Origin of the sequence: Knoellia sp. S7-12, assembly GCF_040518285.1 — a bacterium.
Classification (GTDB): Bacteria; Actinomycetota; Actinomycetes; order Actinomycetales; family Dermatophilaceae; genus Knoellia.
This window is the reverse complement of record NZ_CP155449.1, coordinates 1,778,803-1,802,478: the sequence shown is the minus strand read 5'-3', so window position 1 is coordinate 1,802,478 and position 23,676 is coordinate 1,778,803. Positions and strand designations below refer to the sequence as shown.

Annotated in this window: 22 protein-coding genes and 2 tRNA genes; 12 read left to right on the top strand and 12 right to left on the bottom strand. The window is 67.2% G+C overall.

Annotated features, from left to right (window positions below; all coding sequences use genetic code 11):
• Positions 1-59 precede the first annotated feature (59 nt).
• The 5 genes from V6K52_RS08700 to V6K52_RS08680 all read left to right on the top strand — a co-directional run bounded on the left by V6K52_RS08700 (position 60) and on the right by V6K52_RS08680 (position 5,376).
• Positions 60-1,238, top strand: a complete 1,179-nt coding sequence (locus tag V6K52_RS08700) for an acyltransferase domain-containing protein (protein ID WP_353953470.1) — start codon at positions 60-62, stop codon at positions 1,236-1,238.
• Positions 1,239-1,244: 6 nt separating this feature from the next.
• On the top strand, positions 1,245-2,246 hold the full coding sequence (locus tag V6K52_RS08695) for a beta-ketoacyl-ACP synthase III (protein ID WP_353953469.1): 1,002 nt from the start codon (positions 1,245-1,247) through the stop codon (positions 2,244-2,246).
• Between the two features lie 109 nt (positions 2,247-2,355).
• Positions 2,356-2,604 (top strand): acyl carrier protein, encoded by a 249-nt coding sequence (locus V6K52_RS08690; protein ID WP_353953468.1) that lies wholly within the window; start codon positions 2,356-2,358, stop codon positions 2,602-2,604.
• A gap of 79 nt (positions 2,605-2,683) precedes the next feature.
• Positions 2,684-3,928 carry a beta-ketoacyl-ACP synthase II gene (fabF, locus tag V6K52_RS08685; RefSeq protein WP_353953467.1) on the top strand — a complete coding sequence of 415 codons (1,245 nt, stop codon included), beginning with the start codon at positions 2,684-2,686 and terminating at the stop codon, positions 3,926-3,928.
• Positions 3,928-5,376, top strand: a complete 1,449-nt coding sequence (locus V6K52_RS08680; protein WP_353953466.1) for a carboxyl transferase domain-containing protein — start codon at positions 3,928-3,930, stop codon at positions 5,374-5,376. The genes fabF and V6K52_RS08680 overlap by 1 nt, the downstream gene beginning before the upstream one ends.
• A 219-nt stretch (positions 5,377-5,595) precedes the next feature.
• Here V6K52_RS08680 and V6K52_RS08675 read toward each other — a convergent pair whose 3' ends face one another.
• Positions 5,596-6,111 carry a DUF3145 domain-containing protein gene (locus V6K52_RS08675; protein WP_353953465.1) on the bottom strand — a complete coding sequence of 172 codons (516 nt, stop codon included), beginning with the start codon at positions 6,109-6,111 and terminating at the stop codon, positions 5,596-5,598.
• Between the two features lie 430 nt (positions 6,112-6,541).
• Here V6K52_RS08675 and V6K52_RS08670 point away from each other — a divergent pair, with 430 nt between their 5' ends.
• A complete protein-coding gene (locus V6K52_RS08670; protein ID WP_353953464.1) occupies positions 6,542-7,720 on the top strand; it encodes a hypothetical protein in 1,179 nt (392 codons plus the stop codon).
• Positions 7,721-7,853: 133 nt separating this feature from the next.
• Here the strand turns inward: V6K52_RS08670 and V6K52_RS08665 are convergent, their stop codons facing one another.
• Both V6K52_RS08665 and V6K52_RS08660 read right to left on the bottom strand, forming a co-directional pair.
• The gene (locus V6K52_RS08665) at positions 7,854-9,032 is read right to left on the bottom strand and encodes an IS481 family transposase (protein ID WP_353951254.1); all 1,179 of its coding nucleotides are present in this window, start codon (positions 9,030-9,032) and stop codon (positions 7,854-7,856) included.
• Between the two features lie 113 nt (positions 9,033-9,145).
• Positions 9,146-9,219: transfer RNA gene (locus V6K52_RS08660), tRNA-Ile, on the bottom strand.
• 136 nt (positions 9,220-9,355) lie between these two features.
• Here V6K52_RS08660 and V6K52_RS08655 point away from each other — a divergent pair.
• From V6K52_RS08655 to V6K52_RS08640, 4 genes are all read left to right on the top strand, one after another.
• Positions 9,356-10,084, top strand: a complete 729-nt coding sequence (locus V6K52_RS08655; RefSeq protein ID WP_353953748.1) for an amino acid ABC transporter ATP-binding protein — start codon at positions 9,356-9,358, stop codon at positions 10,082-10,084.
• A 73-nt stretch (positions 10,085-10,157) separates the two neighbouring features.
• Positions 10,158-11,000 (top strand): glutamate ABC transporter substrate-binding protein, encoded by an 843-nt coding sequence (locus tag V6K52_RS08650; protein ID WP_353953463.1) that lies wholly within the window; start codon positions 10,158-10,160, stop codon positions 10,998-11,000.
• Between the two features lie 96 nt (positions 11,001-11,096).
• The gene (locus tag V6K52_RS08645; protein WP_353953462.1) at positions 11,097-11,774 is read left to right on the top strand and encodes an amino acid ABC transporter permease; all 678 of its coding nucleotides are present in this window, start codon (positions 11,097-11,099) and stop codon (positions 11,772-11,774) included.
• The gene (locus V6K52_RS08640) at positions 11,771-12,700 is read left to right on the top strand and encodes an amino acid ABC transporter permease (RefSeq protein ID WP_353953461.1); all 930 of its coding nucleotides are present in this window, start codon (positions 11,771-11,773) and stop codon (positions 12,698-12,700) included. Before V6K52_RS08645 ends, V6K52_RS08640 begins: the two co-directional genes overlap by 4 nt.
• Positions 12,701-12,762: 62 nt before the next feature.
• Here V6K52_RS08640 and V6K52_RS08635 read toward each other — a convergent pair.
• The 3 genes from V6K52_RS08635 to dnaG all read right to left on the bottom strand — a co-directional run bounded on the left by V6K52_RS08635 (position 12,763) and on the right by dnaG (position 15,434).
• Positions 12,763-12,835: transfer RNA gene (locus tag V6K52_RS08635), tRNA-Asn, on the bottom strand.
• Positions 12,836-12,969: 134 nt separating this feature from the next.
• Entirely contained in the window at positions 12,970-13,488 is a 519-nt protein-coding gene (locus V6K52_RS08630; protein WP_353953460.1) for a hypothetical protein, read from the bottom strand.
• A complete protein-coding gene (gene dnaG, locus V6K52_RS08625) occupies positions 13,485-15,434 on the bottom strand; it encodes a DNA primase (protein ID WP_353953459.1) in 1,950 nt (649 codons plus the stop codon). The genes V6K52_RS08630 and dnaG overlap by 4 nt, the downstream gene beginning before the upstream one ends.
• Positions 15,435-15,581: 147 nt before the next feature.
• Between dnaG and V6K52_RS08620 the strand changes: the two genes are divergently transcribed.
• A complete protein-coding gene (locus V6K52_RS08620; protein WP_353953458.1) occupies positions 15,582-16,118 on the top strand; it encodes a dihydrofolate reductase family protein in 537 nt (178 codons plus the stop codon).
• A gap of 18 nt (positions 16,119-16,136) precedes the next feature.
• Here V6K52_RS08620 and V6K52_RS08615 read toward each other — a convergent pair whose 3' ends face one another.
• From V6K52_RS08615 to dusB, 3 genes are read right to left on the bottom strand one after another with little or no spacing between them, the layout of a single operon-like run.
• On the bottom strand, positions 16,137-17,363 hold the full coding sequence (locus V6K52_RS08615; protein WP_353953457.1) for a deoxyguanosinetriphosphate triphosphohydrolase: 1,227 nt from the start codon (positions 17,361-17,363) through the stop codon (positions 16,137-16,139).
• 27 nt (positions 17,364-17,390) lie between these two features.
• The gene (locus V6K52_RS08610) at positions 17,391-18,050 is read right to left on the bottom strand and encodes a YdeI/OmpD-associated family protein (protein ID WP_353953456.1); all 660 of its coding nucleotides are present in this window, start codon (positions 18,048-18,050) and stop codon (positions 17,391-17,393) included.
• Positions 18,051-18,062: 12 nt separating this feature from the next.
• On the bottom strand, positions 18,063-19,286 hold the full coding sequence (gene dusB / locus V6K52_RS08605) for a tRNA dihydrouridine synthase DusB (RefSeq protein ID WP_353953455.1): 1,224 nt from the start codon (positions 19,284-19,286) through the stop codon (positions 18,063-18,065).
• A 34-nt stretch (positions 19,287-19,320) separates the two neighbouring features.
• Between dusB and V6K52_RS08600 the strand changes: the two genes are divergently transcribed.
• Positions 19,321-20,181 carry a sulfurtransferase gene (locus V6K52_RS08600; RefSeq protein ID WP_353953454.1) on the top strand — a complete coding sequence of 287 codons (861 nt, stop codon included), beginning with the start codon at positions 19,321-19,323 and terminating at the stop codon, positions 20,179-20,181.
• Here V6K52_RS08600 and V6K52_RS08595 read toward each other — a convergent pair.
• Genes V6K52_RS08595 through V6K52_RS08585 form a run of 3 tightly spaced genes read right to left on the bottom strand, consistent with a single transcriptional unit; the run spans position 20,137 to position 23,668 of the window.
• A complete protein-coding gene (locus V6K52_RS08595) occupies positions 20,137-21,885 on the bottom strand; it encodes a sigma factor-like helix-turn-helix DNA-binding protein (RefSeq protein ID WP_353953453.1) in 1,749 nt (582 codons plus the stop codon). The genes V6K52_RS08600 and V6K52_RS08595 overlap by 45 nt on opposite strands.
• Positions 21,886-21,911: 26 nt before the next feature.
• A complete protein-coding gene (locus V6K52_RS08590) occupies positions 21,912-22,571 on the bottom strand; it encodes an FMN reductase (RefSeq protein WP_353953452.1) in 660 nt (219 codons plus the stop codon).
• The gene (locus V6K52_RS08585; RefSeq protein ID WP_353953747.1) at positions 22,568-23,668 is read right to left on the bottom strand and encodes an LLM class flavin-dependent oxidoreductase; all 1,101 of its coding nucleotides are present in this window, start codon (positions 23,666-23,668) and stop codon (positions 22,568-22,570) included. Before V6K52_RS08585 ends, V6K52_RS08590 begins: the two co-directional genes overlap by 4 nt.
• Between the last annotated feature and the right edge of the window lie 8 nt (positions 23,669-23,676).

Genomic DNA, 23,676 nt, shown 5'->3' with positions numbered 1-23,676 from the left:
CCCGAGAATCGTCTCCGCCGGGTGCACCTCTCTGGCCCGGTGACGGCCACTCTGAAGAGGTGCTCGTAGTCGTCTGCCCTGGACAGGGCTCCCAGTCCCCCGGCTTTCTCACCCCTTGGCTCGACATCCCCGGTCTGCGAGAGCGGATGGGGTGGCTCTCCGCCGTCGCTGGCATGGATCTCGTCAAGCACGGGACCGAGTCGGACGAGGAGACGATCAAGGACACGGCTGTCGCCCAGCCCCTCATCGTCGCCTCCGGCCTCGTCTCGCTGCTGGCGCTCTTCCAGCACCCGGCTGACGGCTTCCGTCTCGTCGGCGCGGGCGCGGGCCACTCGGTGGGTGAGATCACGGCGGCTGCTGCCGGGGGCGTGATCTCGGCCGAGCAGGCGATGGTGTTCGTCCGCGAGCGCGGTCGGGCCATGGCTGAGGCGAGCGCAGTGCAGCCCACCGGGATGAGCGCCGTCATGGGCGGCGACCCCGAGGAGGTCACGGCAGCCATCGAGCGCCACGGCCTCACTCCCGCCAACATCAACGGCTCCGGCCAGATCGTCGCTGCCGGGACCATGGAGCAGCTCGCGGCATTCGCTGCCGACCCGCCCGCCAAGAGCCGCGTCATCGCGCTCAAGGTCGCTGGTGCGTTCCACACCGAGCACATGGCGCCTGCCGTCGACCTGCTGGGGCGTTACGCCAAGGCGATGTCGACGCACGACGCCCGCGTGCCCCTTGTCTCCAACCGCGACGGCGCCGTCGTCCACAGCGGCCGTGAGGTGCTCAGCCGGCTCGTGAGTCAGGTGAGCAACCCGGTGCGCTGGGACCTGACGATGGAGACGTTCAAGGAGCTCGGCGTCACCGGGATCATCGAGATCCCTCCGGCGGGCACTTTGGCCGGACTGGCCAAGCGCACCCTCAAGGACGTCGAGATCCTCGCGCTCAAGTCCCCGGACGATCTCGAGCAGGCCCACCGGATGGTCAAGGAGCATGCCGTCTCGAGTGGCGTCGCGCAGGACCCGACCTGGCGCCTGGTCATCAGCCCGGCCAAGGGCATGGTCTCGTTCACCGCGACCGAGCTCGGCACGTCCGTCGAGACCGGCAGCGTGATTGCCACCGTGGGCACGTTGCGCGACACCTATGACGTCGTGGCGCCGCATGGTGGCCGCATCGTCGAGTGGCTCGTCGAGGACGGCGACCCCGTCTCGCCCGGCCAGCCCATCCTCCGCCTGCACCCCCAGGAAGGCTGAGCCAGCATGGCCGCCCTCATCAACTCCACCACTGGCGCCGCACACACCCGCATCTCAGGGATCGGCGCCTACCGGCCTCGTCGCCTCGTCCTCAACTCCGAGATCGTCGAAGCGATCGACTCCTCGGACGAGTGGATCCAGGAACGTTCGGGCATCAAGAGCCGCTACCGCGCCGGTGACGGCGAGAGCGTCATCGAGATGTCCGAGGCCGCGTCACGGGACGCCCTGGAGATGGCCGGTCTTGCAGCAACCGACATCGATGCGGTCATCCTCGCCACGATCACCCACCCCTACCAAACTCCCGCAGCCGCACCGGCGCTCGCGCACCTCATGGGCATGAACTCACCGGCCGCCTTCGACATCTCTGCGGCCTGTGCGGGCTATTGCCACGGCATCGCCCTGGCTCACGACATGGTCCGCGGCGGCAGCGCCCGCAACGTCCTCGTCGTCGGTGTCGAGCGACTCTCCGACTTCACGAGCTCGACCGATCGCGGCACGGCCTTCATCTTCGGTGACGGTGCCGGCGCTGCGATCGTGTCGCCGTCCGAGACGCCCGCGATCGGGCCGACGGTCTGGGGTTCAGAGGGCGACAAGTGGGATGTCATCGCCCAGAACGACAGCTGGGTCGAGATGCGGGACAAGGGCCTCGACTGGCCGACGATCGGGATGAAGGGCCAGAGCGTCTTCCGCTGGGCCATCTGGGGCATGGCGCCCGCGGCGCAAAGGGCCCTTGATGCCGCCGGTGTCACGGTCGACCAGCTCGATGCGTTCATCCCCCACCAGGCCAACGTTCGCATCGTCGACGCGATGTGCAAGCAGCTCAAGATCCCCGATCACGTCGCGGTGGCCCGCGACATCGTCGATTCGGCCAACACGTCTGCCGCCTCGGTGCCCCTCGCGACCGAGCGTCTGCTGCGCGAGGGCCTCGCCCCTCGCGGTGGTTTGGCCCTCCAGATCGGCTTCGGCGCAGGACTCGTGTATGCCGCGCAGGTCGTCGTTCTGCCATAGAGACTCCCGCGGTCCGCGGGTCATCACGGACCACCGCACCACCAGCACCACCCCGCACCACCCCCAGAGCGTCCGCACCCGGCGGACCGAACCATGAAGGAGCAAGGACATGGCTCAGAGCGAGCAGGAGATCCTCGCGGGTCTCGCAGAGATCGTCAACGAGGAGACCGGACTCGACCCCGAGACCGTCCAGAGTGACAAGGCGTTCACCGACGACCTCGACATTGACTCGCTGTCGATGATGACGATCGTCGTCAACGCCGAGGAGAAGTTCGGCGTGCGCATCCCCGACGACGAGGTCAAGAACCTCCGCACCGTCGGCGACGCCGTCACGTTCATCAAGTCCAGCCAGAGCTGATCTCAGCTGTTCCGTCGGCGCCGTCCTCACGATGTGGGGGCGGCGCCGGGACACCACCCCACGTCAAGGAGTCATCGCCATGAGCACCGAACGTCGCGTCGTCGTCACGGGTCTTGGAGCAACCACCCCGCTTGGCGGGACGATCACCCAGACGTGGGAAGCGATCCTCGCCGGCACGTCGGGTGCCCGCACCCTGGCCCAGGAGTGGGTGGAGAAGTACGAACTGCCCGTCACCTTTGCCGCCTCGATCCACACGTCCCCCGAGGAGGTGCTCACCAAGGTCGAGTGCCGCCGGATGGACCCGAGCGCCCAGTACGCCATGGTGGCCTCGCGAGAGGCCTGGGCCGACGCCGGTTCACCCGAGGTCGACCCCGAGCGCTTCATGGTCGCGATCGGCACCGGCATCGGTGGCGTCCACACCCTCCTCGACCAGTGGGACAACCTGCGGGAGAAGGGCGTGCGTCGCGTCTTCCCGCTCGCCGTCCCGATGCTCATGCCCAACACGAGCAGCGGCAATGTCTCACTCGCGCTCGGCGCCCGCGCCGGCGCCCACACGGCCGTCTCAGCCTGCGCATCCGGCGCTGAGTCGATGGCCCTTGCCATGGACCAGATCCGCCTCGGCCGCGCGGACATCGTCGTCGCCGGTGGCACCGAGGCCGCGATCCACCCGCTGCCCTTCGCTGGCTTCACCCAGATGCAGGCACTGTCGACCCGCAACGACGACCCGACGCACGCCTCACGCCCCTATGACACCGACCGTGACGGCTTCGTCATGGGCGAGGGTGCCGCCGTCATCGTCCTCGAATCCGAGGAGCACGCCAAGGCCCGCGGCGCCCGGATCTATGCCGAGCTCTCGGCTGCCGGGATGTCGTCCGACGCCCACCACATCACCGCGCCCGATCCCGAGGGTGCCGGGGCCTCTCGCGCCATGAAGGAAGCCGTCGCGCGCGCCGGGCTGACCGCCAAGGACATCGTCCACATCAACGCGCACGCGACGTCGACCCCGGTGGGTGACATCGCCGAGGCCAAGGCCATCCGCCGGGCCTTCGGCGACGCCACCGACGGCATGTGCGTCAGCGGCACGAAGTCGATGACCGGGCACCTCCTCGGTGCCGCCGGTGCACTCGAGGCGCTGTTCACCATCCTCTCCGTGCACCACCGCATCGCCCCCGCGACGATCAACATCGAGAACCTCGACCCGGCGATCCCACTCGACGTCGTTCGAGGCGAGCACCGCACGCTTCCCGACGGCGACATCGCGGCGCTCAACAACTCGTTCGGCTTCGGCGGTCACAACGTGGCCCTCACCGTGAAGAGCGCCTGATGTCGCGCCAGCCCAACGAGTCCTCAGCAACCGCGTCCGCTGCGACGAAGCCCAAGCCCGACCGGGCCACCGACCCGCGCAACCCGCGGCTGCGGCTCGAGGCGTACTTCGACGACGGCTCGGTCGAGCTGATCACCCCCGAGGACGACTCGGGCATGCTCGCCGCCGTCGGCACCTGCCAGGGCGTGCGTGCGGTGGCCTTCTGCTCCGACGCCACCATCATGGGCGGCGCCATGGGCATCGCCGGTTGCAAGGTCGTCGTGGCTGCCTACGAGCGAGCGCTTGAGGACGGCATACCCGTCGTCGGCATTTGGCACTCCGGAGGCGCACGCCTTCCCGAGGGTGTCGTGAGCCTGCACGCCGTGGGTTTGGTCTTCGCGATCATGACCCGGGCGTCGGGCAAGATCCCCCAGATCTCGGTCGTCATCGGCGCGGCAGCCGGCGGCGCGGCCTATGGTCCCGCCCTGACCGACATCGTCATCCTCGCTCCGGACGGGCGGATCTTCGTCACCGGACCTGACGTCGTCCGCTCGGTCACTGGTGAGAACGTCGATGCCCTGCGCCTCGGCGGGCCTGAACCGCACGGTCGCCGCAGCGGTGTCGTCCACATCGTCACCGACTCGACCGAGCAGGCCTACGAGCGCGGTCGCCAGCTGTGCTCGCTGCTCGCCGATCAGGGGACGCTCGACGTCTCCAAGGTCGAGGACTTCGACCTCGAGGCGACCTTCCCCGAATCCGCCAAGCGCGCCTACGACGTGCACCCAGTCGTCGACAACGTCCTCGACAAGGGCGCCGATTCCATTGAGCTGCACCCGCGTTGGGCTCCGAACATCGTCACGCAGCTCGGTCGCTTCGGTGGCCGCACGGTCGGCGTCATCGCCAACAACCCGATGCGCCTCGGTGGTTGCCTCGACTCCCCATCGGCCGAGAAGGCTGCTCGATTCGTGCGCATGTGCGACGCGTTCGGGGTGCCGCTCATCGTCCTCGTCGACGTCCCCGGCTACCTACCGGGTGTCGGCCAGGAGTGGGACGGTGTCGTCCGGCGCGGGGCCAAGTTGCTGCACGCGTTCGCCGAGGCTGTCGTGCCTCGGGTGACCCTCGTGACCCGCAAGACCTACGGCGGTGCCTACATCGCGATGAATGCCCGCTCGCTCGGCGCCACCAAGGTCTTCGCCTGGCCCACCGCGCACGTCGCGGTCATGGGTTCGGTCGCGGCGATCCGCATCCTGCACCGTCGTCGCCTCGCTGAGGTCGATGACGCCGATCGTGCCGCGGTGGAGCAGCAACTCGCCGAGGAGCACGACCGCCTCTCCGGTGGCCTTGCGCGCGCCGTCGAGATCGGGGTCGTCGACGAGATCGTCGAGCCCAACGTGACCCGTTCCGCCCTGGCCAGCGCGATCGCCGAGGCGCCCCAACGCCGAGGCGACCACGGCAACATTCCCCTGTGATCTCCTCGCAGGCTCGGACTTCCCCGGAGGACCCCGCCCTGTGATCTCCTCGCAGGCTCGGACTTCCCCGGAGGACCCCGCCCTGTGATCTCCTCGCAGGCTCGGACTTCCCCGGAGGACCCCGCCCTGTGAGCTGAGGACGCATGCACGAGGCCCGCTCCCCCTGTACGGGAGCGGGCCTCGTGATGTGCCTAAAGGTGCCGTGATGCGGTCGGCGCGTCAGCCGACCTTGTGCAGCCAGCGGACCGGCGCGCCCTCGCCGGCATAGCGGAACGGCTCGAGCTCGTTGTCCCAATCCGTGCCGAGGACCTCTTCGACCATCTCCTGGATTGCCTCGGGCGAACCCTGGGCGAGCATGAGGATCTCCTTGAGGCGCTCCTCGTTGATCACGGCGTCACCGCTGGCAGAGGTCGTCGAGTGATGGATGCCCAGGCTCGGGGTGTGTGACCACCGTGAGCCGTCGCAACCCGCGCTCGGATCCTCGGTCACCTCGTAGCGCAGGCCCTGCCATCCGCGCAGCGTGGAGGCCATGCGCGCACCCATCCCCTGCTCACCGATCCAGGACCACTCACCGCGGTTGAAGCCGGGCGCAGCGGGCTGCGGAGTCCAGTTGATGGTGACGCGCGAGCCCGTAGCGGACTCGAGCGCCCAAATGATGTGAGGGCACAGCGCTGCCGGGGCCGAGTGGATGAACACCACTCCCCGGGTCGACACACGTCGCGTAGCGACAGACATCCTGGCCTCCTTCACGTGCAAGGGACGTCTTCCCCAACGCCGTCGCACGTGTCTCTTGGAGGCAACAGATTCTGTATGCCGGTCAGCTCGCTATGCAGGCACACATCGGTGCCGTTGACTTCAGTCTTCACGCGCCTCACGAGCGAACTCGTGAACCACGAGGCTCATCATGCCGCATCAGCACCACGAACACCATGCGCGACACGCGCCTGCGCGGGGCGCAGCCACCGCGCCGCATCTTCACCCGCATAACTAGTTCTTAGGTAGGGCCTTTCCATAGTGACTATTTCCTAGAGCTTGTAAGCACAGTAAGCCCAATGAACTATTTCTTTTGGTCATTTCGGGTTGCGTGCATATAGCCCAGAGCCCCACGATATGAGCAGACCCGGTCTTTCGGGCGTTCCTGCTAGCACCACGAGGAGAACCCACGATGGGAACCCACAGAGCCTTCGCCCGTCCGTTGCTGGCTGCAGTTGCCGTCGCCGCCGCTGGCATCAGCTGTCTGGCCGTCGCCCCGGCCCAGGCCAAAAGACCGACTCCTCCCCCACCCACCACCGCGACGCCACCGACCTATCCCACATCTGTGGTTGGCGTGAGTCCGCAGGCGATGGCAAAACCGAACGAGTCCGGTCGCACGATTCGCAGCCTGACAATGGACAACGGCAAGTTCTACGTCGGCTACGGCGATTTCATCGTCAACGGTGGGCCGACCAAGGTCAGCACCTTCGATCCGGTGACGAGGGAGTTCGCCGAGTCCGGCCTGACTGCCCCGACCGAGGAGATCACGACCTACCGCAGGATCAACGGCAAGCTCTATGCCCCGTGGACCGACCCGACCGGCATGCCTTCGGCCAACCAGGGTTTCTCCACCAACGAGAGCGGCACGTGGACCAACGAATACAAGGCACCAGCTGAGCACGTCTTCGACGTGGCCACTCTCACCGGCTCGGACTTGTGGATGGTGGGGTCGGCAAAGAACGTTGCGGCCGGCAAGGGTGGTGCGGCCGCCTATCGGTCCACCGATGGCGGGACATCCTGGTCGATGGTCGCCTCGGACACGTCGATCACCGAAGTTGGTCGCGAGCGCTACTACTGGGCCGCGGCGCTCAACGGAAAGATGTACATGCAGGCCGAGGCTGTGCAGGAGGGCGCTCCCCTGCGCGTGTTCGACGGCACCACGTGGACGACGATGCCCGACGTGAACCCGTGCTACACCCTCGAGACGCGCGCGGTCGAGGTCTTCAAGGGCAAGATCCTCTGCACCAACTACACGAAGGGGGTCGTCGCCTTTGACGGCACCCGAGCCACCACTGTGCTGCCGACGACCGGCTGGAACGTGCTCGACTTCGACATTCCCGGTGACGGCTTCATCTATGCGCTCTCTCCCGGAGCCATCTATCGCAGCGCGGACGGCATGACCTGGACCGCGCTGGCCAAGGCTCCCGACCTTGCCTGGGCCATCGGCGTGCACCAGGGGACGGTCTATGTCGGACAGCGCCTCAACGGCACGATCGTCAAGCTCGACGGGCTGAACGCGACGACAGCCACAGGGACGGGCACCACCCCGGGCACCACCCCCTGCAAGGGGAAGTCCGGCAAGACCTGCTGACCCGATGCATGAGCAAGGGCGGGTCGACCCACTGCGGGTCGGCCCGCCCTCACTCGTCCCGAGGGTGGGGGCGGTGGGCCTTCGGTTGATGGTTGACGGTGTTACGCCGGTTGATCCTTGACACTCCTAACGTTCAGTTTGTCGTGCGGTGCTTGGTGAGTGCACCTCCCAGGGGTCGTTTGTTGCGGACGGGGCCGGTGCTTTCACGGCGGACGGTGCGCAGCAGCTCATTGCCGATCCAGAACTGGAGGGTTTCTGGGCCGACGTGGACGTCGCAGCGTTCTCCGGCGCGGTGACGTCCGACGGATACCTGCTGCCAGGACACGCACACGACACCGACGGTGGAGACCTTGCGGGCGACCCATTCGGGTCCGTCGCGGTCAGGTTGCTCGCGCAAGGTTCGGGGTGTGGCCACGGCGAATTTCTCTGCTGGGGTGGCCATGTCCAGGGATTGGTGGGGCCGGTCCTGGTTGTAGGTGGTGACCCATTCGTCGAGGGCTTGCTGCGCAGCCTGCTGTGAGGCGAACAGGGTTCCGGTGAGGAGCTCGGCGCGCAGGGTGCGGTGGAACCGTTCGATCTTGCCGGTGGTGGTGGGTGAGCGGGGTTTGGTCAGGAGGTGCTCGATGCCGTTTTCCCGGCAGATCCGGTCGAACAGGACCTCGGTGGGCGGGTGGTTGAACCGGCCGGTGAACACCTTGCCGTTGTCGGTGAGGATCTGTTCGGGCACGCCGTGGGTGCGCAACGCGGCGGTGAGGCCGTCACAGACCAGCTGGGTGCGTTCCTTGACCAGCAGTACTGCGCACACGCAGAACCGGGAGTGGTCATCGACACCGGTCAGGCATTTCAGGGTGGTCCCGTCACGCAGGCCGATCCCACCGACGACGTCCATCTGCCACAACTCCATCGGTCGGCCGCGTTCCCACCGTTTCCAGTTTTCGCGGCGACGCCGCCGAGCGGTGGGGTCGATCAGGTTCGCGCGTCGCAACGCCCGGTACACCCCGGACTCTGACGTGGTGGTGCTCTTCTTGGCCAGTTCGAACACGATCCGGCGTGGGCCCCAACCGGGGTGGACCCGACGCATCTCCAGGACCGCGACCTCAACGTCGGGGCGCATCTGGTGCGGACACGCGTCCGGACGGTGCGATCGATCCGCCAACGCCTCCAAGCCGCCCTGCTCGTACCGGGCCAGCCACTCGTGCAGGGTTTGTCGCGACACCGACCACGCGGACGCGACTTCCGTGATGGTCCGGCCGTCACTGATGACTGCCAGAACCGCCTTGTATCGCTGCTCAGCCACACTCATCTCCCTCATTGAGGGAGTGTCAAGGATCAGCCGAAGTAGCTGTCAACCATCAACCGGAACACTGTCAGGCATCAGGTGAAGCCCAAACGTCAAGCATCAGGCGGAGTCATACATCCCGAGGGTGGGGCGGCTGGGGCTTGAACCCAGGACCGACGGATTATGAGTCCGCTGCTCTGACCAACTGAGCTACCGCCCCTGAAGCGGAACCGAGCCTACCTGCGCGGCGAGACCACCCGGCATACCCATCTCTTCGTTGCGAAACGGTGTCGCATCGGCCCAGTGACGCCTGACGGGCGACACGTACCGGTAGGTTGCACGCCATGACTGAGCCCCTGGTCGTCCTCAAGGACGTCAACAAGCACTTCGGCGACCTCCATGTCCTCAAGGACATCCAGATGGAGATCGGCAAGGGAGAGGTGGTCGTCGTCATCGGCCCGTCCGGCTCCGGCAAGTCGACACTGTGCCGCGCAATCAACCGGCTCGAGACCATCGAGTCGGGCACGATCACGATCGACGGCAAGAAGCTCCCCGAGGAGGGCAAGGCCCTCGCCCAGCTCCGAGCAGACGTAGGCATGGTCTTCCAGTCGTTCAACCTGTTCGCCCACAAGTCGATCCTCGACAACGTCACGCTCGGCCCGATCAAGGTCCGCAAGCACAAGAAGGACGCCGCCGAGAAGCGCGGCATGGAGCTGCTCGAGCGGGTCGGCGTTGCGCAGCAGGCCCAGAAGTTCCCCGCGCAACTCTCCGGCGGTCAGCAGCAGCGCGTCGCCATCGCCCGGTCCCTCGCGATGGAACCCAAGGTCATGCTCTTCGACGAGCCGACCTCCGCACTCGACCCCGAGATGATCAACGAGGTCCTCGACGTGATGGTCGGACTCGCCAAGGACGGCATGACGATGATCGTCGTCACCCACGAGATGGGCTTCGCCCGCAAGGCGGCCAACCGCGTCGTCTTCATGGACGGCGGCCAGATCGTCGAGGAGAACACCCCCGAGGAGTTCTTCACCAACCCCAAGAGCGACCGGGCCAAGGACTTCCTCGCCAAGATCCTCACCCACTGAGGCATCTGAGGACCCCAACTTCACGACTCCACATCCAGGCACGCACCGTGCCGACATCACAGGAGGAAACCAGATGAACGCACGACGGATCGGCGCCATCGGCGCAGCGGCCGCCCTGGCCTTCGGTCTCGCAGCCTGCGGGGGCGATGACGGCGGCGACGCCGCCACGGGGGGCGACACAGCCGGCAAGAAGCTCAAGATCGGCATCAAGTTCGACCAGCCCGGCCTCGGCCTCAAGAAGGGCACCGAGGTCACCGGCTTCGACATCGACATGGCGAAGTACGTCGCCAAGGAGCTCGGCACCGCCGAGGGCGACATCGAGTGGGTCCAGGCGCCCTCTCCTCAGCGCGAGACGCTCATCAAGACCGGGCAGGTCGACATGATCTTCGCGACGTACTCGATCACCGACAAGCGCAAGGCCGACGTCACGTTCGCCGGCCCCTACTTCGTCGCAGGACAGGACCTCCTCGTCCGCAGTGACGACACGAGCATCACCGGCGCCGACACCCTCACCGGCAAGAAGCTCTGCTCGGTCAAGGGCTCGACCCCCGCTCAGAAGGTCAAGGACAAGTACCCCGGCGTCCAGCTCCTCGAGTACTCGACCTACTCCGAGTGCCTCCCGGCGCTCACGAGCAAGAAGGTCGATGCTCTCACCACCGACGACACGATCCTCGCGGGCTACGCCGCGCAGGCCGAGTTCAAGGACAAGTTCAAGCTCGTCGGCAAGCCCTTCTCCGAGGAGAACTACGGCGTCGGACTCAAGAAGGGCGACGTCGAGCTCTGCAACAAGGTCACCGAGGCCCTCAAGAAGGCGTTCACCGATGGCGCTTGGCAGAAGGCGATTGACGACAACCTGGGCCCGGCGAACTACAAGCCCGGCCCCGGCAACCCGCCCACCCCGGCCGCCTGCGCCTGACGCTGCGCGAACCGCACCACGGCGTATGCCGTCCGCTCACCTCTCGGTGGGCGGGCGGCATACGCGCCCGCTCCCAACCCACCTGAAGGGTGACCCATGGGTGAGATCCTGAGGAACTACGACGTCCTCGGTGCCTTCTGGATGACGATCTACCTGACGTTCTTCTCCGCCATTGGCGCATTGGTCCTGGGCACCGTCCTCGCGATCATGCGCGTGTCCCCCATCGCGGTTCTGCGCAACGTCGGCGCGTTCTATGTCAACACGGTGCGCAACACCCCGTTGACGCTCATCCTCGTCTTCCTCTCACTCGGGGTCTGGACCATCCTGGCCATCGACGTCACCTCGGCCGAGTCGCAGACCTACATCACCGACACCGCGATTCGCTACGCGATCATTGGCCTCGCGGTCTACCACGCGGCCTTTGTCTGCGAAGCGCTGCGCTCGGGTGTGAACACCGTCCCACTGGGCCAGGCGGAGGCCGCGCGCGCCATCGGCCTGACCTTCATCCAGTCGCTGACGCAGGTGATCATGCCGCAGGCGTTCCGCGGTGCGATTGCCCCGCTCGGCTCGGTTCTCATCGCGCTGACGAAGAACACCACGGTCGCCTCGGTCATCTCCGTGTCCGAAGCCTCAGGTCTGATGAAGGAAGTCATGGAGAACGAGACGGCCTCCATCGGTGTCTTCCTGATCTTCGCTGCCGGCTTCGTCATTCTCACGCTCCCGACCGGGATGCTCTTCACGTGGATGTCGCAGCGCCTGGCGGTGAAGCGATGAGCGCCCAGAACGTCCTCTTCGACGCCCCCGGCCCCAAGGCCCGCCTGCGCCACCTCATCCTCACTGTCGTCGGCGGCCTGTTCATCGCTGCCATCTTTGGCGCCGTCGTCTGGAAGTTCAATCAGGCCGAACAGCTGGCAGGAGCCCTGTGGAGGCCCTTGGCCACCGCCGATATCTGGACCGAATACGTCATCCCAGGAGTGATCTCCACCCTGAAGGCCGCGGTCGTCTCGATCGTGCTCGCCATGACCTTCGGCATCGTCTTCGGTATGGGCAGGCTCTCCCAGAACCGCGCCATCCGGTGGTTCTGCGGAGTGGTAGTCGAGTTCTTCAGGGCCGTGCCAGTCCTGCTGATGATGTACTTCACCTTCTACTACTACGCCAGCAAGGATCTCTTCGGCGTCGAGAACAACAGTTTCGCCGCGGTCGTCACCGGGTTGACGCTGTACAACGGCGCGGTCATTGCCGAACTCGTCCGGTCGGGCGTCTTCGGTCTCCCCACGGGCCAGCGTGAGGCTGGGCTCGCTGTGGGCCTCACGCGGTCGCAGTCCCTGCGCTCGATCGAGCTCCCCCAAGCGCTCACCGCGATGCTCCCGGCACTGGTGAGTCAGCTCGTGGTCATCCTCAAGGACAGCGCCCTGGGCACGGCCATCACCTATCCCGAGCTGCTCGAACAGGCCAAGAACGTCGGGACGGCCTACGGCAACGTCATCCCCGCCTACATCCTCTGCGCGCTGATCTTCATCGCGCTGAACTACGGACTGACAGTCATCGCCGGGCGAATCGAGCGCCGGATCAACAAGCGCGGCAAGACCGCCGGGGGCACGATGACCAACGCCATGCCAGGCGTCCCCCTGGGCACTGGGGTCATGCCGAGCACGGGCCTCGGCGGCACGAACGTCCAGAACCTTGACCCCAAGGGTTGACCGCGCCAAACCATAACGTTGAAGGGCCCGGATCGCGATGATCCGGGCCCTTCGTCGTACTGCTCCCCCGGTTGGACTCGAACCAACAACCTGCCGATTAACAGTCGGCTGCTCTGCCAATTGAGCTACAGGGGAATGCATTCGAAGCGACACTGAGTCAGTGCCGTTCTGCTGCACGAGCGTGCCGCAGGCGGCGCGCTGCGCAACGATAGCAAAGGGTGGGGCCTGTCACGAAAACGCCCCGAGCCACCCAGCTCCTGCGGAGCGACTCAGTCGAGTCCGACCTGCTCACGGAGCCGGTCAAGGGCTGCTCGGGTCTCTTCACGCACACCCGGATCGGTGGACCGCACACCGCGGCCAAGGATCGTCTGGCCCATGAGCGCACCGTTGGCAAGGTCCTTGCGAACGACGACTTTGGCCTTGCGCTTCACGCCGAGGTCGACCTCGTCCGAGAGCACGACTGTGGCCTGGACACGCTCACGGAACACCTGCGGGAAGGTGCCCGGCTCGGCGAGCTCCCACACCGTCGCTGGCGCCTTGTCGACCCAGTTCACCGTGAGGCGAGCCGTCTCGTCGTCCCACGAGCCGGTGTCGACCATGTGCCACTGCCGGTCGAGAACCACGGAACTGTCGCGGACGGCATACACATGCGTTGTGGTCGCAACGATGTATGCCCTGGAGCGCGCGTCGCGCACCAGCGAGAGGACGTCCGTGGCTCGCTCCCCCAAGGTCGAGGTGACCTCGTCGGGAAGCTCGGGTCCACGTCGCCCGAGACGCCCGAGCTTCATGACGTCAGCCGATCACGCAGTCTGGCACGGTTCATCTCGAGCTCGATGAGTCGGCGGGAGCGGGCACGCAGGGCCTCCTGGTCGGGTTCGGGTGAGTTCTGCAGGCGTCGGATCGCGGCGGTCTCGTCGGCGATCTGCCGGCTGAGGCCGGAGTCGTGGACGCCGATGACGAGCGACTCGAGATAGCGCTGGGGCGGCAGGCCCGTGGTCGTGTCGACCTTTGTCGGCAGGGGCGCCACCGACAGCTCCGCCAACAGCCCACGCACGGCCAGCGGCGCGGCCTCGGTCACGGCAGCAACCCATCCCGCAGTGGACAGGTCGGCGGCACGACCGGCGACGGTGCGCACGCCGTCGAAGATCGCCGCGTGCGCGGGGGCCGTGAAGGCCACCGGCGGGATCGCGTCGATCGTCTCGGTGGTGAACCGCGTGGGGTACTGCAGGAGCGCCTGCAGGAGCTGTCGCTCGTTGTTGACCACCGGGTCGCGCAGGTTCGGCGGTGGCAGGGCTGCGGCGCCCTCCTGGGCGTTCGGTTCGGGCACGTCGTCGGTCGACGCGGGCGTGCGGTCAGCCGGGCGCGACGACGCGCCGTCGGTCGAACCCTCGCGGGCCTTGATGCGACCGGCGCGCTGGACCTCGCCCCGGACCTGCTCGACCTCGACACCGAGCATCCCGGCGACGCTGCGCATGTATTCGGGCCGCAACGACGAGTCGCGGATCGAGTTGATGATCGGGGCGACGGCCTGCATCGCCTGGACGCGCCCCTCAGGGGTCTCGAGGTCGAAGCGCTTCATCGTCGTGCGCACTGCGAACTCGAACATCGGCACGGCGTCGTCGACGAGGGCCTTGACCGCCTCGCCGCCCTTGGCGAGCCGGAGGTCGCACGGGTCCATACCGTCGGGGGCGACGGCGACGAACGACTGTGAAGCCCAACGCTGGTCTTCACCGAACGCCTTCATCGCCGCCTTCTGCCCGGCGGCATCACCGTCAAACGTGAAGATCACCTTGGCGGGCGCACCATCGGCCTCGTCGCGCATGATGCGGCGCAAGATCTTGATGTGGTCGATACCGAAGGCGGTGCCACACGTTGCCACTGCACCCTCGACACCGGAGAGCTGCGCGGCCATGACGTCGGTGTAGCCCTCGACGATGACGGCCTGACGGTCCCGGGCGATCGCCTTCTTGGCCGCGTCGAGGCCATAGAGCACGAGCGACTTCTTGTAGATCGGGGTCTCGGACGTGTTGAGGTATTTCGCGGCAATCCGGTCGTCGTCGAGCAGCCGCCGCGCGCCGAAGCCCACCGTGTCACCGGTGACGTCACGGATCGGCCAGACGAGCCGCCCGCGGAACCGGTCATAGAGCCCACGACTCCCCCGCCCCGACAGACCGGCGGTGACCATCTCGTCCTCGGTGAAGCCCTTCTCGCGCAGGTGCCGGGTCAGGTCCTCGCCACCACGCGGGGCGAAGCCCATGCCGTATTGCTCGGCCACGGCCCGGTTGAACCCTCGGTCGCGCATGTAGTCGCGTCCCGGTCGAGCATCGGGCCGGTCGACAAGGATCGACGCATAGAACTCCTCGGCCACACGGTGGGCCTCGATGAGGCGCGAACGCTTGCCGATCCCACCCTCGCGCGGGCCGCCGCCCTCCTCGTAGCGCAGCTCCATGCCGATCTTGGCCGCGAGGCGCTCGATCGACTCGGCGAAGGTGAGGTGCTCAACCTTCTGCACGAACGAGATGACGTCGCCGCCCTCGCCGCACCCGAAGCAGTGATAGGCCCCGACCGCCGGGCGCACGGTGAACGACGGCGTCTTCTCGTCGTGGAACGGGCAGAGACCCTTGAGTGAGCCGACCCCGCCGGGTCGCAGCGTCACGTGGTCACGCACGACGTCCTCGATCGAGGAGCGCTCCTTGACGGACTGGATGTCGTCAGCGTTGATCCGACCCGCCACGTGCGCTCCTCCCGGTGTGCTTTGTTTCTGTGTGGGTGTTCAGTATGCCGCGAACAAATTTGGGGAGAAGTGTCGTATCCCCAGGTCGGCGTTCGTTGAGGAGATGACCACCCTCACCGGGCCCTTGCAACTGACAGGATCAGCATCATGCGCACTCTCATCGTCTCCGAATTCATCACCCTCGACGGCGTCGTGGAGTCACCGGCCTGGACGTTCGAGGTCGTCGAGCACGACGACGCCGCCTACGAGATCAAGGGCCGCGAACAGGCCGATGCCGGCTGCCTGCTCCTGGGCCGCCGGAGCTATGACGAGTTCGCGCCGGTCTGGCCCACCATGGAGGAGTTCGCCGACTACAACGCCATGCCCAAGTACGTCGTGTCGACGACCTTGGAGAACCCGGAGTGGAACAACACGAGCGTCCTTCGGAGTCTCGACGAGGTGGCCGCCCTCAAGGAGTCCGACGGGGAGGGAACGATCCTCGTCCACGCCAGCGCCACTCTCGCCCAGGGCTTGGCTGCGGCTGGTCTCGTTGATCGCTACCACCTGCTCGTCTTCCCGGTCGTCCTCGGCACGGGCAAGCGCCTGTTCCCGACCGACACCGAGGCCACGCAGCGGCTCACCCTCACCGAGCACGCGGCATACGACAACGGGGTGCAGCTGAACGTTCTCGACGTGATGCGCTGACTCCAGCCGTTTGCTCGGTCAGGTCCACTGGCGGTGCAGATGGAGCGCTCGCACATCGGTCAGGGACGCGACCTGGTCAACGACGACGCGCAACGCCTCACCGTCGTCCTGGGCATCGTCGTGGTCCGCCCGCAGCTCGGGATCAAGCCGGGTGGGATCGTGCCGATAGGCCTCAACGAGGTCGCTGATGATGTCGCGCTCCCCCGCTTGGAGTTCGACCCGTTCGACGGCGTTCATGACGAAGTGTGCGGCCGTCGCCTTGAGGACGGCGCACTCGGCGCGCGTCTCGTCGGGCACGACGAGATCCGCCTCGTGCCGGACGAGGTCACCCCAACCGTGTCGCTCGCGTGTCGCCGTCTCGACGACCTGGACGAAACGGCCGATCAGGCGTGAGGTCATGTCCTTGAGGTGGGCGAGATCCACCCGGGTGTTGGCGTATGCCGTGGGCACGGCCTCCGTGGCGAGGATGCGTTCCAGCGCCTCACCAAGAGTGTCGCGAGAAAGGTCCGTCGCATACGTCGCCGTGGCCACGTCAAGCACCGCGTCGACGTCGACGCCGCTGCGGAGCAACCGCGGGTCGAGGCGCCCCGACGCGATGGCGTCCTCGACGTCGTGCACCGAGTAGGCCACGTCGTCGGACCAGTCCATGACCTCGGCCTCGAAGGCCCGCTGCCCCGTCGGGGCGCCAACACGGAACCACTCAAAAACAGGAAGGTCATCGGCATACACGCCGAATTTGCCTGTGGGAGAAGGCGACTCACCCCGGGCCCATGGGTACTTCGTCGTCGCATCGAGCGAGGCCCGGGTGAGGTTGAGTCCGGCGGGACCACCGTTGGCATGGAAGCGCTTCGGCTCCAGCCGGGTGAGGATCCGCAGGGTCTGGGCATTGCCCTCGAAGCCACCGATGTCGGCAGCGATCGCGTTGAGCGCTGTCTCACCGTTGTGACCGAACGGCGGGTGTCCGAGGTCGTGGGCGAGACATGCGGTGTCGACGACGTCGGCGTCGCAGCCGAGGGCGGCACCGAATTCGCGGCCGATCTGGGCCACCTCGAGGCTGTGGGTGAGCCGGTTGCGGATGAAGTCATCGCTACCCGGTTGGAGCACCTGAGTCTTGGCCGAGAGCCGCCGCAGAGATGCCGAGTGGACGAGGCGGGCACGGTCGCGGGCGAAGTCGTCGCGGTCGGCGCGCTTGTGGGCCGGGTCCTCGGCGACCCAGCGTTCGCGATCGCCGGCTGTGTAGGTCACGCGACTGACCCTAAACGGTGGGACCCGTCACGTCGTCGCGTCCGCCGCTGCGGCGCCAGCTCGTTCGACCCACTTGGGCTGGTTGCCATAGCGCTGGCTCGGGATGAGGCGACCGTGGGCACAGTCGTCGATGAGCTGGAGGAGCCGCTTCTCGCGAGTCTCCTCACGCTTGGCCGTCACAACCCAGTTCTCCGCGACCTTGCGGTAGGACGGTGAGGCGATCTCCCAGAAGGCCGCCGCCGCAGGGTCGGCGAGCAGTTGAGCCCGCTGGACCTCGGTGAGTTCCTGGCCCGCCTCGTAGGCGTAGATGCCGCTGCGCTCCGGCTTGCGCTTCTCGAAGGCGGCGATTCCGGCCGGGAGCATCCTGCCCTCGCGCGTGAGCCGTTCGACGTGCGCGATGTTGACGGCGCTCCAGATGCTGGAGGACTTGCGCGGCGTCCAACGCTGGCGCCGACTGTCATCGTCGATGCGCTGCGACACGCTGTCGATCCAGCCGAAGCAGAGCGCCTCGGGCACGGCGTCCTCCCACGTGAGCCCGCGGTCAGTGACGTGCTTCTTGTGCAGCCCCATCCACAGCTCGGTCGCGCTCTCGTGGTGGGCCACGAGCCACGCCCTGAACTGTGCCGCGTCGCGGAAGAAGATGGCTGGACGCTCGACCGAACCACCCGGCATACCGATCTGGGTCATGCAGGCAGTCTGTCAGCCACCTGAGACAGAGAGCTCGGCCTGCGCGACCTGCGCGCGCTGAGCCTCGTTGAGCTCCCGGGACCTGAGCCAGTTCTCGGGCAGGGCGACGACGCGGGGTGAGCCGGCCCGTCCGCGCTGGCCCTCCGCCGGATCGCCGGGCCACGGAGAGTCCAGGTCCATCGTGCCGATGAGGTCGTCGAGCGCCTGGAGGCTGTCGACGAGGGCGAGCTGGTTGCGCACAGTTGAGCCCGCCGGGAAGCCCTTGAGGTACCAGGCGATGTGCTTGCGGATGTCGCGGCAGGCTCGGAGCTCGTCGCCATCATAGAAATCGACGAGGTATGCCGTGTGGCGCCGGAGTGTGTCCGTCACCTCGCGCAGTCCGGGCTGGACGCGAGAAGGCGTGCCCGAGAAGGCGGCCGCGAGATCGGTGAAGAGCCAGGGTCGACCGAGGCATCCGCGCCCGACGACGACGCCGTCGCAGCCCGTCTGACGGACCATCTCGAGCGCGTCCTCGGCGGACCAGATGTCGCCGTTGCCCAGGACCGGCACAGACGTCACGGCTTCCTTGAGTCGTGCAATGGCTGACCAGTCAGCCTGACCCGAATAGGCCTGTGCCGCAGTCCTTGCGTGCAGCGCGACGGCTGCCACGCCCTCGCCCTCGGCGATCCGTCCGGCATTGAGGTAGGTGATGTGGTCGTCGTCGATCCCGATGCGCATCTTCACGGTGACGGGCACGTTGTAGGGGTTGGCCTCGCGCACGACAGCGCTGACAATGCCCCGGAAGAGCTCGGTCTTCCAGGGCAGCGCCGCTCCCCCACCCTTGCGGGTCACCTTGGGGACGGGGCAGCCGAAGTTGAGGTCGATGTGGTCGGCGCGGTCCTCGGTCACGAGCATGCGGGCGGCGAGGCCAGCGGTCACCGGGTCGACGGAATAGAGCTGGACCGACCGAGGGTTCTCCTCGTGGCCGTGGCTGATGAGGCGCATCGTCTCAGGGGTGCGCTCGACGAGCGCCCGCGACGTCACCATCTCGTTGACATAGAGGCTCGTCGCGCCGGTCGCCCCACCCGCTTCAGACCCGGCAGAACCGTATTCACGACACAGCCGACGGAACGCCCGGTTGGTGATGCCGGCCATCGGTGCGAGGACGACGGGCGATTCAATGGTGTGGCGCCCGATCTGCAGCGGTGGCAGAACGGGTTTGGCGGTGACGGCTGGGCCGATCGGTTCAGCACTCATGACGCGTCAGTCTCTCACTGGTTGACTGGGACGCATGCCCACGCTCATCACGCCCGTCGAACTCGCTTCTGCCCTCGACGCGGGAACCATGCGCGTCCTTGACGTCCAGTACTCCCTCGGCGGCGACGGCCCTGCCCTGTATGCCTCGGCGCACCTTCCCGGCGCACCCCACCTCGACCTCGATGCGGTCCTGGCCGGGCCTCCCGGTTCGAGCGGCCGACACCCTCTGCCCGACCCCGACGTGCTGCAGGCGGGACTGCGGGCGGCGGGTGTGCGCCAGGGCGAGTCGCTCGCCGTCTACGACCAGCAGACGTCGCTCGCATCGGCCCGGGCGTGGTGGGTCCTGCGCTGGGCCGGCCTGGCAGACGTGCGGGTGCTCGACGGCGGACTCGCTGCGTGGCAGGCGGCCGGGCTCGACGTGACAACCGCGGTCCCCTCTCCTGAGCCGGGTGACGCGACCGTGAATGCCGGATCGGTGCCTGTCCTCGACGCCGCAGGTGCGGCGCGAGTGGCACAGGACGGCATACTCCTCGATTCGCGTGCGGGAGAACGTTTCCGCGGGGAAACCGAGCCGATCGACGCGGTGGCCGGCCACATTCCCGGTGCGTGCAACGCACCCATGGCGGACCAGTTGGGCAGCGACGGCCGGTTCCTCCCGGCAGGAGAGTTGCGGGACTACTTCACGGGATGTGGCGTTGACGAGGGCAGCGAGATCGGCACGTCGTGCGGGTCGGGCGTCACTGCTGCGCACACGGCTCTCGCCCTGCACCTCGCCGGGTTCGAGGCCACGCCCTACATCGGCTCATGGAGCCACTGGATCACTGACCCCCAGCGCCCGATCGAGACGGGCTCAGGGAGCCAGAGCCACGGCCAGTCCGGCCCTGCCGAGCGGTGAACCCTCGCCGCTGACTGGAAGGGTGGACACACGAGTCAGCGCGCCCGTGCGCACGTTCCACGCGAGGAGATCGCGGCCTTTCCAGCGGATGAGGACCTGGTCGTTGAAGGCCCAGCCCAGAACCTCGCAGCAACCCGTCGCGACGCCCTCGCTCCCGGGAGCGAGGAGGAGTCGGGCCTGCGCCATGGTGGAACTGTCAATGGTGAAGACGCCTTGGAACAGCCGTAGCGGGCGGTGGATGTTCGCCTCCAGTGCAGTCGCCTGGCTCAGGAAGCCGCCCGTGGCGACCCTGCTGTCGACGTTGGTGAAGGTGGAGCCCCAGACGTCACTGAGCACTCGCGGACCACCGATGGTCTTGGTGTTGTTTCCCTGGTCGTCGAACTCCAGTACCCGCATGGTGCCATCGCCGTCCACTACGACCTTGTGCCGACCGAGGCCGGCCCCCACCTGCCCCAACCGGTCCGCCGCCCCGGTCGCCGGCGTGACGCGCCACTCGCGAGTCGTGGACCATGCGATGACCGACCGACCGTCGGGCGTCCATCCGCCTCCCTCGAGGTGGGCATCGGCCACCGCGAAGGTGCTCACCTTGCCGGAGAAGGCGTCGAGAACCAGGACCTTGTCGGGCTGGAGGAACATCACGTGCCGCCGGTCGTTGGCGATCGCCGTGACCTCTAGGGGCTCCGAGGTGTTCCCTCCTTCATCCACATTGGGCTCGAGCGTGAGAGCCTCCACGAGGACGAAGGGGTTGCTCAGAGTCGGCCTCACGAGCACCGGGCGCATCCCGTCGGGCGAACGCCTCAGGAGCACCGCCCGCACCGGTGCGCTGTTGTTGCCGACCTCGCCGAGGGTGGGAATCACAGTCTCTGGGCCAAAGGTCAACGTCTCGGGGAGGGCCACCTGGCTCCTCGTGAGGTCGTCGATCCTGGGCAGGGCGTTGACCTGGCTGAGGTCTGGCCCCACCTGAGTCGTCACGGTGGACAGGCTGAACGTGTCGGGGTCCCTTTGTGCCGATGGTGCGAGGGACGTGGGTCGGGGACTCGACGGGGTCGGGACCGGATTTGCGCGATCGGTTGTGGAACCCCGCGGAACGACGACGATCGCCACCGCAACGAGGGCCACCGCGACGGCTGAGCCGATCCCGATGCGGCGTTGCCGCAGCTTCCTCGCCCGGGCGCCCGATCGTGCGGCATCGACGAAGTCCTGCTCGATGATCGGTTCGGCCGCATCGGCGAGCAACCCGTCGAGCCCATCACCAGCATGAGCCCGGCTGCGCACGCCGCCCATGGAGATGCCAAGGACCTCGGCGGCGTCGCGCTCACTGCGGTGCTCGAAGTGGAGCAGGACGGTGACCGCCCGATCCTTGGGTGAGAGGCGATCTAGCACCGGCACCGCGTGAGATTCGGTGTGCCGCAGCGCCATCGCGTCGCGATACAGAGTTGAGCGGACAAATCTGTCCGGGACGTCTTCTCGCACTTGGCTCCAATGCAGCGCCAGTTCGACAAACGCACCGCGCGCCAGGTCCTCGGCCTCCTGAGGGTCCCCGCAGAGCAGGTGCGCCGCGCGCAGCACCTGGTGCTGGCGCGCGCGCACGAACTCAGCGAAGTCGTCGTCGACCTCGCTTCGCGACGGAGTCATCTCGCCAGTCTCCGCCACAGCTGACGACTTCGTGCCCTTCTGGGACATGACGAGCGCAGCAAGGCGCATCTCAGAAGGGCACGAAGTCGTGTCTTTCAGTCGGTGACGCGCCGGAGCAGGTCGTTGAAGTCGGTGACCTCGTCGAAACGATCCGTGAAGCCCGCCTCGCGCTGCTCGTCGTCGGCAGGCAGGAAGCCCGAGTGGGCCGAACCTGCTCCGGCTGTGGCCCCGAGGAGCGCCGTGACCAGCTCCGCCGCAGCACGGTCGACGCGACGGTCGAGGCCCGGCGTGCCGAAGTCCTCGGTCGCCGCCATGACTCCGGTCGGCACCACCGACGCGTGCAGATAGCTGAAGAGCGGTCGCATCGCGTGGTCGAGCATGAGCGAGTGGCGCGCGGAGCCGCCGGTGGCGCCGACGAGGACCGGCGTGCCGTCCAGGGCGTTGACGTCGAGGTTGTCGAAGAACCCCTTGAACAGCCCGCTGTAGGACCCGGAGAAGACTGGGGTCACGGCGATGAGCGCGTCAGCACCGATGACCTTCTCGATCGCCGACGTCAGCTCACCGCTCGGGAAGCGGGTGAGCATCTGGTCAGCGATGAGCCGTGCGAGCGGACGGAGCTCGACGACCTCCACGTCCACGTCCTCTCCGTGGGCGGTGACGTGACGGCGGACGGCCTCGACGAGTTGATCGGTAAGCAAGCGCGTCGAGCTGGGCTCGGACAGGCCGGCGCTCACGGCGACGATGCGACGGGTCATGGCGTCACCTCCACGGGTGCGTTGAGAGCGGCCAGCCGGTCGGCGTGGCGAGGGGCGGTGACCGGAACGTGGGCCGGGCGGCGAGCGTCCGCGATCCTGCGGAGCTCGGTCACAACCTCACCACCGAGGATGTCGAGTTGCTCGAGGACGGTCTTGAGCGGCAGGCCCGCGTGGTCGATGAGGAACAGCTGGCGCTGGTAGTCACCGACGTGGTCGGCCATCGTGGCATAACGCTCGATGACTTCCTGCGGCGAACCGACCGTCAGCGGGGTCTCGCGGGAGAAGTCCTCGAGCGAGGGTCCGTGGCCATACACCGGTGCGTTGTCGAAGTAGGGGCGGAACTCGCGCACCGCGTCCTGGCTGTTGGCGCGCATGAAGACCTGCCCGCCGAGCCCGACGATGGCCTGGTCGTGCTTTCCGTGGCCATGGTGCTGGTAGCGGCGGCGATAGAGGTTCACCATCTGCTTGGTGTGCGACAGCGGCCAGAAGATGTTGTTGTGAAAGAAGCCGTCGCCATAGAAAGCAGCTTGCTCCGCGATCTCGGGGCTGCGGATCGAGCCGTGCCACACGAACGGCGCCAGGCCGTCGAGCGGGCGCGGCGTGGACGTGAACCCCTGCAGCGGCGTGCGGAACTTGCCCTGCCAAGTGACGTTCTCCTCGGTCCAGAGGCGACGCAGCAGCGCGTAGTTCTCGATCGCGAGGTCGAGCCCGTCGCGGATGTCCTTGCCGAACCAGGGATAGACCGGGCCGGTGTTGCCGCGGCCCATCATGAGGTCCATGCGGCCGTCCGACAGGTGCTGCAGGTAGGCGTAGTCCTCGGCGATCCGCACGGGGTCGTTGGTCGTGATGAGCGTCGTCGATGTCGAGAGCACGAGGCGCTCGGTCTGGGCAGCAATGTGGGCGAGGAGGACGGTCGGGTTGGCCGGAGCGCTGAACGGCGGGTTGTGGTGCTCACCCGTCGCGAAGACGTCGAGCCCGACTTCCTCGGCCTTCTTGGCGATGGCGACGGAGGACTTGATGCGCTCGTTCTCCGAGGGCGTCTGGCCAGTGGTGGGGTTCGTCGTGACGTCCCCGACGGTGAAGATGCCGAACTCCATCTCAGTCA

What these genes read in the sequence shown, in the direction of transcription:
- V6K52_RS08695 (WP_353953469.1), top strand. Translation starts at nt 1,245, where the DNA reads ATGGCCGCCCTCATCAACTCCACCACTGGCGCCGCACACACCCGCATC.
- V6K52_RS08690 (WP_353953468.1), top strand. Translation starts at nt 2,356, where the DNA reads ATGGCTCAGAGCGAGCAGGAGATCCTCGCGGGTCTCGCAGAGATCGTC.
- fabF (WP_353953467.1), top strand. Translation starts at nt 2,684, where the DNA reads ATGAGCACCGAACGTCGCGTCGTCGTCACGGGTCTTGGAGCAACCACC.
- V6K52_RS08680 (WP_353953466.1), top strand. Translation starts at nt 3,928, where the DNA reads ATGTCGCGCCAGCCCAACGAGTCCTCAGCAACCGCGTCCGCTGCGACG.
- V6K52_RS08675 (WP_353953465.1), bottom strand. Translation starts at nt 6,111, where the DNA reads ATGTCTGTCGCTACGCGACGTGTGTCGACCCGGGGAGTGGTGTTCATC.
- V6K52_RS08670 (WP_353953464.1), top strand. Translation starts at nt 6,542, where the DNA reads ATGGGAACCCACAGAGCCTTCGCCCGTCCGTTGCTGGCTGCAGTTGCC.
- V6K52_RS08665 (WP_353951254.1), bottom strand. Translation starts at nt 9,032, where the DNA reads ATGAGGGAGATGAGTGTGGCTGAGCAGCGATACAAGGCGGTTCTGGCA.
- V6K52_RS08650 (WP_353953463.1), top strand. Translation starts at nt 10,158, where the DNA reads ATGAACGCACGACGGATCGGCGCCATCGGCGCAGCGGCCGCCCTGGCC.
- V6K52_RS08645 (WP_353953462.1), top strand. Translation starts at nt 11,097, where the DNA reads ATGGGTGAGATCCTGAGGAACTACGACGTCCTCGGTGCCTTCTGGATG.
- V6K52_RS08640 (WP_353953461.1), top strand. Translation starts at nt 11,771, where the DNA reads ATGAGCGCCCAGAACGTCCTCTTCGACGCCCCCGGCCCCAAGGCCCGC.
- V6K52_RS08630 (WP_353953460.1), bottom strand. Translation starts at nt 13,488, where the DNA reads ATGAAGCTCGGGCGTCTCGGGCGACGTGGACCCGAGCTTCCCGACGAG.
- V6K52_RS08620 (WP_353953458.1), top strand. Translation starts at nt 15,582, where the DNA reads ATGCGCACTCTCATCGTCTCCGAATTCATCACCCTCGACGGCGTCGTG.
- V6K52_RS08610 (WP_353953456.1), bottom strand. Translation starts at nt 18,050, where the DNA reads ATGACCCAGATCGGTATGCCGGGTGGTTCGGTCGAGCGTCCAGCCATC.
- dusB (WP_353953455.1), bottom strand. Translation starts at nt 19,286, where the DNA reads ATGAGTGCTGAACCGATCGGCCCAGCCGTCACCGCCAAACCCGTTCTG.
- V6K52_RS08600 (WP_353953454.1), top strand. Translation starts at nt 19,321, where the DNA reads ATGCCCACGCTCATCACGCCCGTCGAACTCGCTTCTGCCCTCGACGCG.
- V6K52_RS08595 (WP_353953453.1), bottom strand. Translation starts at nt 21,885, where the DNA reads ATGCGCCTTGCTGCGCTCGTCATGTCCCAGAAGGGCACGAAGTCGTCA.
- V6K52_RS08590 (WP_353953452.1), bottom strand. Translation starts at nt 22,571, where the DNA reads ATGACCCGTCGCATCGTCGCCGTGAGCGCCGGCCTGTCCGAGCCCAGC.
- V6K52_RS08585 (WP_353953747.1), bottom strand. Translation starts at nt 23,668, where the DNA reads ATGGAGTTCGGCATCTTCACCGTCGGGGACGTCACGACGAACCCCACC.